Origin of the sequence: Streptomyces capoamus (genome assembly GCF_014654935.1) — a bacterium.
Taxonomy (GTDB): Bacteria; Actinomycetota; Actinomycetes; order Streptomycetales; family Streptomycetaceae; genus Streptomyces; species Streptomyces capoamus.
In genome coordinates, this window is sequence record NZ_BNBF01000005.1 from 335,777 (window position 1) to 346,067 (window position 10,291).

The 10,291-nt window shown below is 73.9% G+C and carries 12 protein-coding genes; 6 read left to right on the forward strand and 6 right to left on the reverse strand.

The genetic code is table 11. From position 1 onward, the window contains the following. Positions 1–809 (forward strand): ricin-type beta-trefoil lectin domain protein (locus IE312_RS39585; protein WP_229899529.1); only part of this gene is annotated, 809 nt, incomplete at its 5' end. A gap of 42 nt (positions 810–851) precedes the next feature. Here IE312_RS39585 and IE312_RS11275 read toward each other — a convergent pair. The 5 genes from IE312_RS11275 to IE312_RS11295 form a co-directional block, all read right to left on the reverse strand. Beyond that, entirely contained in the window at positions 852–1,553 is a 702-nt protein-coding gene (locus tag IE312_RS11275; protein ID WP_189980790.1) for an SDR family oxidoreductase, read from the reverse strand. A 90-nt stretch (positions 1,554–1,643) separates the two neighbouring features. Next, the gene (locus IE312_RS11280; RefSeq protein WP_189980792.1) at positions 1,644–2,213 is read right to left on the reverse strand and encodes a TetR/AcrR family transcriptional regulator; all 570 of its coding nucleotides are present in this window, start codon (positions 2,211–2,213) and stop codon (positions 1,644–1,646) included. 27 nt (positions 2,214–2,240) lie between these two features. After that, the gene (locus IE312_RS11285) at positions 2,241–2,936 is read right to left on the reverse strand and encodes a GAF and ANTAR domain-containing protein (RefSeq protein ID WP_189980854.1); all 696 of its coding nucleotides are present in this window, start codon (positions 2,934–2,936) and stop codon (positions 2,241–2,243) included. Between the two features lie 219 nt (positions 2,937–3,155). Next, positions 3,156–3,911: an SDR family NAD(P)-dependent oxidoreductase gene (locus IE312_RS11290; protein WP_189980794.1), complete on the reverse strand. Its 756-nt coding sequence runs from the start codon at positions 3,909–3,911 to the stop codon at positions 3,156–3,158. Between the two features lie 92 nt (positions 3,912–4,003). Further along, the gene (locus IE312_RS11295; protein WP_189980796.1) at positions 4,004–4,771 is read right to left on the reverse strand and encodes a maleate cis-trans isomerase family protein; all 768 of its coding nucleotides are present in this window, start codon (positions 4,769–4,771) and stop codon (positions 4,004–4,006) included. Positions 4,772–4,976: 205 nt separating this feature from the next. Here IE312_RS11295 and IE312_RS11300 point away from each other — a divergent pair, with 205 nt between their 5' ends. From IE312_RS11300 to IE312_RS11320, 5 genes are all read left to right on the forward strand, one after another. Further along, positions 4,977–5,162, forward strand: coding sequence for a lysine biosynthesis protein LysW (locus IE312_RS11300; protein WP_189980798.1), 186 nt, complete (start codon positions 4,977–4,979; stop codon positions 5,160–5,162). Between the two features lie 4 nt (positions 5,163–5,166). Next, on the forward strand, positions 5,167–6,453 hold the full coding sequence (locus IE312_RS11305) for an aminotransferase class I/II-fold pyridoxal phosphate-dependent enzyme (RefSeq protein ID WP_229899531.1): 1,287 nt from the start codon (positions 5,167–5,169) through the stop codon (positions 6,451–6,453). 64 nt (positions 6,454–6,517) lie between these two features. Beyond that, a complete protein-coding gene (locus IE312_RS11310) occupies positions 6,518–7,756 on the forward strand; it encodes an MFS transporter (protein WP_189980800.1) in 1,239 nt (412 codons plus the stop codon). 16 nt (positions 7,757–7,772) lie between these two features. Further along, positions 7,773–8,666, forward strand: a complete 894-nt coding sequence (locus IE312_RS11315) for a fumarylacetoacetate (FAA) hydrolase (protein WP_189980802.1) — start codon at positions 7,773–7,775, stop codon at positions 8,664–8,666. A 130-nt stretch (positions 8,667–8,796) separates the two neighbouring features. Next, a complete protein-coding gene (locus IE312_RS11320; protein ID WP_189980804.1) occupies positions 8,797–9,840 on the forward strand; it encodes an LLM class flavin-dependent oxidoreductase in 1,044 nt (347 codons plus the stop codon). A gap of 76 nt (positions 9,841–9,916) precedes the next feature. Here IE312_RS11320 and IE312_RS39590 read toward each other — a convergent pair. Then, positions 9,917–10,291, reverse strand: a 375-nt coding sequence (locus tag IE312_RS39590) for an AMP-binding enzyme (RefSeq protein WP_440862354.1), incomplete at its 5' end; no start/stop codon positions are given.

A 10,291-nucleotide genomic window follows, 5' to 3' on the forward strand; every position in this document is an offset into this window, starting at 1 on the left:
CACTGACCGAGTCCCGCTCGCACTTCGCCCTGTGGGCGCTGCTGGGCGCCCCGCTCATGGCCGGCAACGACATCCGCACCATGTCCGCGGACGTGAGCGCGATCCTGCGCAACCCCCGCCTGCTGGCGGTGGACCAGGACGCGCTGGGCGCGGGCGGGCGCAGGGTGCGCGACGACGGGAACACCGAGGTGTTCGCCAAGCCCCTGTCCGACGGCTCGGTCGCGGTGGGCCTGTTCAACCGGGGAGGCGGCACCGCGACGATCTCCGCCACGGCCGCCCAAGTGGGCCTTTCGGGCGGTCCGTTCACTCTCACGGACCTGTGGACCGGCGCCACGTCGAGCGCGTCCGGGCAGATCTCCGCGAGCGTTCCCGCCCACGGCGTGGCCGTGTACCGGGTGACCGGTGGCACTGCGCTGGCGGCCACCACCTCGCGCCTGCGGGGCGGCGCCTCCGGCCGCTGCGCGGACGTGGACAACGCCTCCACCGCCGCCGGGGCCACCGTGCTGCTGTGGGACTGCCACACGGCCGCCAACCAGCTGTGGACCACGTGGGCCGGCGGCGAGATCCGCGTCTACGGCGACAAGTGCCTGGACGCCTACGACCGGGGCACCGCCAACGGCACCCGAGTCGTCACCTGGCCCTGCAACGGCCAGGACAACCAGAAGTGGACGCTCGGCTCCGACGGGTCGGTCCGCAACGTCCACGCCGGGCTGTGCCTCGACGCCGACGGGGCCGGCACCGCCGACGGGACCCGGCTGGTCCTGTGGAGCTGCAACGGCCAGGCCGGCCAGCGGTGGACCCGCGCCTGACCGGGGCGGGTCGCGGCCCCGGCCGGGACCCGCGGTCGGGCATCAGCTCTTCAGCTGCGCGTACAGGGCTTCGGGGCCCGCGGAAAGCTGTGACTTGATCCAGCGGGTGGTGTCGTCGGCCAGCACCTCGTGGGCCCCCGCCTCGATGCCGTCCAGGGCGGCCACCGCGACGTCGCGCGGGTCGGCCTTGGGCGCGTCGATGTCCGACGTCATGTCGGTGTCCACGTAGGCCACGTGGAGCCCGGTCACCGCGATGCCGCGGGGCCGCAGCTCCAGGCGCAGGGAGTTGGTCTGCGACCACAGGGCGGCCTTGGAGGCGCTGTAGGGCGTGCCGTCGGCCAGCCAGGACAGGGCGGAGTGGACGTTGAGGACGTGGCCCCCGCCGTTGCGCTCGATGACCGGTACGAAGGCCCGCGTGACCAGCAGCGGCCCGTAGAAGTTGGTCTCCAGGTCCCGGCGCACCTCCTGCATCGGGGAGTCCAGGTAGGAGGCGCGGACCGAGGCGCCGGCGTTGTTGATCAGGATGGTGACGTCCTGGGCCTGCTCGGCCGCCGCCGCGACGGACGCCGGGTCGGTGACCTCCAGGGCCAGCGGGACGGCACCGGGGTGCGTCACCGTGCGCGGGTCGCGGGCGGTGGCGTAGACCTTGCCGGCACCGCGCCGGTGGAGCTCCTCGACCAGCGTCCTGCCGATGCCGCGGCCGCCTCCGGTGACGAGGACGGTGGCGCCCTTGATCGCTGTCACGACTACCTCCGAGCGTAAGGAAACCGATCGGTTTCACCCGTACGGCACACGGTAAACCGATCGGTTTCCTCAGGCAAGTCGCGGGATGCCTCAGCGCACGCCGCCCGCGTCGAGCAGGGTGGTCACCGTGGGGACGACGAGACCGGCCAGGCTGTCGGCCCCGATTCCCGCGCGGGCGCTGGCGCCGTCGAAGACCAGGCTGAGCTGCCGGGACAGCAGGCCGGGATCGCTCGCACCGCCCCGGTCCGCCTCGGCCCGGAAGAAGGCGGTCAGATGCGCCTTGACCCGGTGGGCCACCCGGCTCGCGGGGTGGTCCGCGTCCTTCAGTTCGATCTGCACGGCCAGGTACCGGCAGCCCTGGAACCCGGGCGCGTCCGCCTGCCGTTCGACCTGCCGGAAGACGTGCAGGATCCGCTCGCGGGGGGAACGGTCGTCGTCCGCCGCGGGCAGCAGGGTCGCCGCGTAGGCGGAAGCGTGTTGCTCCAGGCTCGCCGCGAGCAGTTCGTCCTTGCTCTCGAACAACTGGTACATGGAGCGCTTCGACACGCCCGCCGCCTTGCACAGCGCCTCGATGCCGATACCGACGCCGTCCCGGTAGGTGAGCGTGGCCGCCGCCTCCAGCAGCCGCTCTCGGGGGCTCGGCTTCCGTTCGGTACTCATGGCGCGAGGCTAACCCGGGGACCGGTGTCAGGGGCGGGGCCGCAACGGGGGCCGCTCGGCGGGCGGGCGGCCGGCGATGCCGGTCAGCAGCCGCGTGCAGACGTCACGGAGCTTGAGGTTGGTCTCCTGGGAGAGCCGGCGCAGCAGGTCGAACGCCTCCTCGGCGGTGCACTGCCGTTGCTGCATGACGCTCCCGATGGCCTGGTCGACGACGCTGCGGGAAGCGAGCGCGGTCTGCAGCTCACGGGTGAACTCCTCCGCGTCGGCCAGGCGCTGGGCCAGCGCGATGCCGCCGCCGGCCTGTGCGGCGATCAGGGCCAGCCGCTGCCGGTCGTCCTCGGAGAAGGCACCGGGGTCGGCGGCGTAGAAGTTCAGCGCCCCGGCGGTGTGGTCGCGCGCCGGGATCGGCAGGGACAGCGAGGAGCGGATGCCCAGGCCGGCCGCGAAGCGCGGATAGGACCCCCACCGGGTCTCCTCCAGGACGTCGGGCACGTGGACGACCTCGCCGGTGCGCAGGGCGTGCAGACAGGGCCCGTCGTCCTGGCCGTACTGCTTCTCGTCCAGCTTGTCCGCCACCGACCCGGTGCTGACCACGGTCAACGGGCGCTGACGCCGTTGCAGTGTCACACCGCAGCCCACCGCGTCCGTGGCACCGACCGCGTCGTCGATCAGGTGCTGGAGGAACTCGCGCAGGGACGCGGTCTCCAGCAGCCAGTCGATCATGTCGAGTGCGTGCTGACGACGGTCGAGTCGGTCCACCTCTCGTCACCTCCCGCGGCATGCTCGCCGGCCGGCCGATTCCGCGTTGTGCGGATACTCCCGTCCCGGCTGAGCTGATACCCCGGTCTCGCCACTCCTTGCCCGCTGAAGACGCGTGCCCTCAGCCGGCCGCGTCCCGGGAACCGGCACCGCCAAAGGGCGCGCGGGCGCGGGCGGGGCCGGTCAGAGGCGCAGGTCGTGGATGCCGCCGTCGACGGCGAGGAGCGCGCCGGTGGTGCCGGAGGCCTCGGTGGCCAGGAAGGCGATGGCCTCCCCCACCTCCTCGGGCCGCGCCAGCCGGCCCAGGGGGTGGCGGTCGTTCAGCGCCTCCCGCTCCGCCCGCGGGTCGGCGGTCGTGGCCAGCACGCGCTGGATCCAGGGGGTGTCGACGGCGCCGGGCGCGACGGCGTTGACCCGGATGCCCTCCCGGACGTGGTCGGCGGCCATCGCCAGGGTCAGGGAGTGGACGGCACCCTTGGACGCGGAGTACAGCACACGCCGCCGTACCCCCATCGAGGCGAAGACGGAGCAGGTGTTGACGATCGCGGCGGCCGGGGACTCGCGCAGGTACGGGAGCGCGGCTCGGGTGAGGCGCACCATGCCGACCACGTTCACGTCCAGGACGCGCCGCCACTCCTCGTCGTCGTTGTCGGTGATGTCGCCCTGGGCGGCGATGCCGGCGTTGTTCACGACGATGTCGATACGGCCGTAGCGGCCGGCGACCTCGCCGACGGCGGCGCGCACGGACGCGTCGTCGGAGACGTCGCAGGCGATGCCGACGGCCGGCGCGGCGACCTCGTCGGCCTTCAGGTCCAGGGCGGCGACCCGGACGCCCCGGGCGGCGAGCGCCGCCGCGGCGGCCGCGCCGATGCCGGACGCGCCGCCGCTCACCACGGCCACGAGGGCATCGGACGGGAGTGCTTCACTGGTGACGGCCACGGCGGGCGCCTCCTTGACGGTGGGTGCGGTCGGTGGGTGCGGTCGGTGGGAGTTCGACGGGAGGCAAGGGCTGACTGCCGGGGGAGGGCCGGCTAGCGGGACCGGCGCGGTGTGCCGCGCTCCAGCCGCTCCAGCAGGGGGTGCACCTCGGCCCCGGCCGCCCCCACCGTGCGCCGCGCCCACCAGGCCGCCGCGAGGTTGGACGTCAGCAGCGTCGTGCGGCCGAACTCGCGGTCGAGTTCGGCGAGGGCGGCCAGGGTGCCCATGCCCGTGCCGGTGAACAGGACCGCCCCGTCGTCGGGCAGGCCGGCCTCGCGGATCCGGCCGAGCAGGGTCCTGGTCGTCACCCGGTACGGGTCGAACTCGTGGTCCTCCTCCTTCGGGTCGACGACGGCCGGGGCGAGGACGACGCGGTCGACGGCGACACCGGCCTGCTCCCAGAAGGAGCGGGACGTCTGGGTGAGCCAGTCCCAGTAGGGGGAGACGAGGGTCAGGCGGGATATCCCGAATTCCTCGCACACCGCGAGGATGGCCTGTGTCGTCGACTGCACGGGATAACCGAACGCCTCGGACAGTTCGGCCACGAAACCGCGGTCACCGTCGGGTCCCAGCAGATAGTGCGAGGCGTTGCAGGCCACCACGGCGGCGTCCAGGCGCATGCGGCCGAAGGTGGCCAGCGTGTCCGCGAGCACGTCGTTGTACCGGAGCATCGTTTCCTTCACGTCCATTCCCGGGGTCAGCGGGAAACGCGTGGTGTACACATTCAGCTCGGCACCGATCAGACGGTTGAACTCCGGTTCCGCCAGGGGGTTTTCCGGGGGCACGACCAGCCCGAGCCGGGGCAGCGGGAAAATGTCCATGGCGGCACAGTAGTTGTCGCTCCGGGTCCCGGCCGGGATATTCCGGCGGACTTGACATTTCGCCAGGGCAATCTTGCAACTCCCCTGCGTCTTGACACTTCTTGACAATTCACCACAGAGATTTGACGGGCCCGCCTTTACTCTTTCCGGCGGCGCGTTGGAAAGTGGTGGACCGTTGCGCACCCACGTCGAACGGAGACGATCCATGTCCAGCGCCACGCTCACCGGCGCCTGCCCCGAGTGCGAGACCGGCCTGACCGTCCCGCCGGTCGTCCAGGGCGAGACCCTCTCCTGCCCCGAGTGCCTGCTGACCCTCCGCGTGGAGGACATCGCGGACGGGCGGCTGACCCTGGAGATGGTCGAGGTCCAGCTGCGCGACTGGGGGCAGTGACAGCATGTCCGGTGCCCCGTCCATCCCCATGTCGGCGACCCTGGCCGCCGACGAGGCCCTGGACCGCAGGCGACGGGCCGGGGAGCAGGTCCTGCCCATGGCCGGCGGGGAGATCGGCCTGCCCGTGCTGCCCGCGCTGCGCCGGCGGCTCGCCGCCGCGGCGGACGCGAACGCATACGGCCCCGTGGCCGGGAGCCGGGCGCTGCGCGCCGCCGCCGCCGGCTACTGGGGCCGGCGCCGGCTCCCCACCGATCCGGAGCTGGTCGTGGCCGGTCCCGGCAGCAAGCCGCTGCTGTTCGCGCTGCTGCTCGCGCTCGGCGGGGACGTGGTCGTGCCCGTGCCCAGCTGGGTCAGCTACGCCGCCCAGGCCCGGCTCGTGGGCGCCCGTCCGGTCCCCGTGCCGATCGCGCCGGGCCAGGGCGGGGTGCCGGACCCGGAGCGGCTGCGCGCGGCCGTCACCGCGGCGCGGGCCGCCGGCCACGACCCCCGGTCCGTGGTGGTGACGCTGCCGGACAACCCGACCGGCAGCGTCGCCTCGCCCGGCACGGTACGCGCGCTGGCGGCGGCGGCCCGGGAGCTGGACCTCGTCATCGTCTCCGACGAGATCTACTGCGACCTCGTGTACGACGCCTCGGAACCCGCCGAGTCCCCGGCCCTGCACGCCCCGGAGCGCACCGTCGTCACCACCGGGCTCACCAAGAACCTGGCCGTCGGCGGCTGGCGCACCGGTGTGGCCCGGCTGCCCGACAGCGACACCGGGCGTGCCCTGCACGGCCGTCTCGTCCCGGTCGCCAGCCAGATCTGGTCCAGTCCGCCGGCGCCGGTGCAGGCCGCCGCCGCGTACGCGTTCGACGAGCCCCCGGAGGTCGTCGAGCGGGTCGCCGCCAGCCGCCGGCTGCACGAGACCGTGGCCCGCGCGGTCGCCGGACGGCTCACCGACGCCGGCGCCCTGCTCGCCCCGGTCCGCGCGACCTGCTACCTCTACCCCGACTTCACACCGCTCGGGGACCGCCTGGCCCGGGCCCACGACGTGCACGGCGGTGCGGACCTGGTCCGGTTCCTCGGCGAACGGCACGGCATCGGCCTGCTCCCGGCCGGCGCCTTCGGCGAGGACGGCGACCCCTTGCGGATCCGGGCCGCCACCAGCCGCCTGTACGGCGAGGACGACGCACAGCGCACCGCCGCGCTCGCGGCACCCGACCCGCTCCAACTGCCGTGGATCCGCGCGAACCTGGCGCACATCGACGCCGCGCTGGCCGATCTCACCGGCACCCGCACCCCGCGGGCCTGAGCCGTTCCCGTCCCCGGAGGACCCGTCCACGCCGGGCTCGACCCTCACATCGAAGGCAACCGTCATGACTAGCGCCGAGCCGTCCACCGGCACCGCCACCCCACTCACCGCACCCGGCACCGCGCCGGCGGCCGAGCAGAAGCTGCCGATGGCGGCCCTGCTCGCGCTGGCCGTCGCGGTGTTCATCACCAGTCTCACCGAGACCCTGCCCGCCGGGCTGCTGCCCGACATGAGTGCCGGCCTGCACACCAGCGAGTCGGCCACCGGCCAGACGGTGACCATTTACGCGCTGGGCACGGTGCTCACGGCCATCCCGCTGTCCGCCGCGACCGCGGGCTGGGGCCGCAAGCGCCTGCTGCTGACCGCCATGGCCGGCTTCGCCGTGGCCAACACCGTCACCGCCCTGTCGGCGGACTACCCGCTCACCCTGGTCGCCCGGTTCGTCGCCGGGGTCGCCGCCGGACTGGCCTGGGCCCTGCTGGCCGGGTACGCCCGGCGCATGGTCGCCCCGCACCAGGAGGGCCGTGCCATCGCGATCGCCATGGCCGGCATTCCCGTCGCCCTGTCCCTGGGCGTCCCGGCCGGCACCTTCCTGGGGCAGGTGGTGTCCTGGCGGGCCGCCTTCCTCGCGATGACCGTTCTCACCGTGGTGCTGCTCGTGTGGATCACGGTCGCGGCGCCCGACCAGCCCGGCCGGCCGGCCGGCGGCAAGATCCCGATGCGCAGCACCCTGCGCGTGCCGGGCGTCGCGGCGGTGCTGACCGTCACCCTGGTGTTCGTCCTGGCGCACACCCTGCTGTACGCCTACATCGCGACCTTCCTGGACCACATCGGCATGGACGGCCGGGCCGACTCGGTCCTGCTGGTGTTCGGCGTCGCCTGCCTGGTCAGCATCTGGGTCGTCGGCGCCCTCATCCACCGCCACCTGCGGGCGCTGACCGTCGCCAGCACCCTGCTGGTCGGCGTCGCCGTCGCGGTCATGGGCGCCTTCTCCGGCACCGACGCCCTGGTCTACGTCGCCGCCGCGCTGTGGGGGCTGGGCTGGGGCGGGGTACCGACCCTGCTGCAGACCGCGGGCGGCCAGGCCGGCGGGGAGGCCGCCGAGGCGGCCCAGGCGATGCTGGTGACCCTGTGGAACGTCGCGATGGCCGGCGGAGGCATCGCCGGCGGCCTGCTGCTCGGCGCCGTCGGCGCCGACGCCTTCCCCTGGACGGTGCTGGTGCTGCTGGTTCCGGTCCTCGCCCTGGTGCTCGCGGCCCGCTCCCACGGGTTCCCGGCCACCCCTCCATCCGCCCACTCCTGAGGAGACCCCGACAGCCATGTCCATCATCTTCGAGTGCGAATACCAGGGCCGGCGGTACGCGGGCCACGGACTGCCCGTGCCCGGCAGCCCGCTCACCCTGTACCCGGTGGCCGACGGGCAGTTGCGGGCGGCCCTCGTCGCGGGCCACGGCCCCGAGGACCTCGGCTCCGCCGTGGCCGGCGACGACGGCCGGATCGAGGTCGACCCCGGCGACGCCGGCCTGCGGTTCCTGCCGCCGCTGCTGCCGACCGGCTCCAACAACGCACTGATCAACGGGTTCATGGGCACGCACCGCACCAAGTTCGACCGCGCCCCGGAGCCGGACGAGGAGTTCACCCCGCCGAACTACTACATCAAGGGCTTCGGTTCCTGGCTGCGGCTGCCCGGCGAGCCGCTGACCACCCCGGCCGATCCGGTGTGGCTGCTGGAGGAGCCCGAGGTCGTCCTCGTGTACGCCAACGACGACCAGGGCGTCCCGCACTACGCCGGCTACACCTTCGGCAACGACCTCAACGACATAGGCCTGCACCTGAAGAACCCGTGGGCGTGGACCCCGTACGCCAAGCTGTGCGAGACCTCGATCACGCCGTGGCTGTTCCTCGACAGCCCGCCGGAGCAGGTCACCGGCACCGTCACCATCGAGCGCGAGGGTGCCGCGGCCTGGCAGGGCGGCTTCTCGTGCGGCGCCGACTCCCTCTTCCACCGGGTCCCGGACATGGCGGAGTACCTGTTCTCGCACCCGTTGCTGCGCCGGCCGGGTCTGGTCAACTACCTCTTCCTCGGCGCGGACAAGGCCACGTACCACGACGGGTTCCGGATCGAGAACGGCGACCGGATGGTCCTCGACGTGTCCAGCCACGGGGTGGTGCTGGCGAACGAGGTCCGGTACGGGACCACGGCCCCGGAGTAACACGGCCGGACGCCCCCAGGCGCCCGGGCCGGCCGGGTGCGGGACCGCAACGCTCCCGCACCCGGCCGGCCCGGGCCTTTTCCATGACGGACCGCGCACGCGTGCGCGGCTTACGGAAGGCACAGCAACGATGGTCGACGCTCTGTCGGTTCTCGACCTGGTGGCGGTCGGCGAGGGCCACACCACGCGGGAGGCGCTGCGGACCTCGGCGCGGCTCGCCCGCCTGGCCGAGTCCCGCGGCTTCCGCCGCTACTGGGTCGCCGAACACCACTCGATGCCCGGCATCGCCAGCAGCAGCCCGGCGGTGATCCTGGCGTACCTCGCCGCGCAGACCACCCGGATCCGGCTCGGTTCCGGCGGCGTCATGCTGCCCAACCACGCCCCGCTGGTCATCGCCGAACAGTTCCACACCCTGGAGGCGATGGCGCCCGGCCGGGTGGACCTCGGGCTGGGACGCGCCCCGGGCACCGACCGGCTGACGGCGCGGGCGCTGCGGCGGACCGACGGGCCGGCGACGGGCGACTCCTTCCCCGCCGACGTGGCCGAACTGCTCGGCTTCCTGCACGACGACTTCCCCGACGGGCACCCCTACCGCCGGGTGCACGCCGTGCCCGGCCCGGTGCAGGGGCCCTCCGGCGGGCGGCCCGGGGTGTGGCTCCTGGGGTCGTCCGGGTTCAGCGCCCAGCTGGCCGGCCGGCTGGGGCTGCCGTTCGCCTTCGCCCACCACTTCGCCGCCCACCACACGATCCCCGCGCTGGAGCTGTACCGGCGGGAGTTCCGGCCGTCCGCCGTGCTGACCGAGCCCTACACGGTCGTCGGCGTCCTCACGTTCGCCGCGCGGACCGAGCGGCAGGCCCGGGACCAGGCCCTCACCGGGGCGCTGACCACGCTGCGCTTCCGCACCGGGCGTCCGGGGCTGGTGCCCACCCCCGAGGAGGCCGGGGCACACGTGTTCACCGAGTACGAGCGGGAGGTCCTCGGCGGCTGGCTGGAGAACGCGGTGCACGGCACGCCGGACGCGGTACGTGAGCAGCTGGACGAACTGCGCAAGCGGACGGGCGCCGACGAACTCATGCTCGTCACCCACGGGCACGGCCTGGAGGCGCGGCTGACGTCGCTGTCGCTGATCGCCGACGCCTACGGGCTCCCGCACGTGGGGCCCGGCCCGGCGTAGGACCTCCCGTGCACGCGCCAGCGCGGCGGCACCGTCCCCGGTGGGGCGGTGCCGCCGCGCGGGTGTGCCGGGCGGGTCAGGCTCCGGCGAGGCGGCGCCTGAGTTCGGCCTTCTTCACCTTGCCGGTCAGGGTCTTGGGCAGGGCCTCGACCAGCTCCAGCCGGTCCGGCAGGAAGCGGGGCTCCTGGCCGCGTTCCAGCAGGTGCTCGCGGATCTCCCGGAGCGTGGGCCGGGCCCCGCCGCCGCGGGGGACGAGGACGGCCACGACGGGGTCGTCCGGCTGCCCGGTGGGCCCGACCAGCGTGGCTTCCGCGATCTTCGGGTGCGCGGAGAGGACCGCCTCCAGCTCGGCCATGGGGACGACGGTCCCGTCCCGCAGGATCGCGTCCTTGGCCCGGCCCAGCACCCGGATGCCGCCGCGGCCGTCCTCCCGTGCCACGTCACCGGTGTC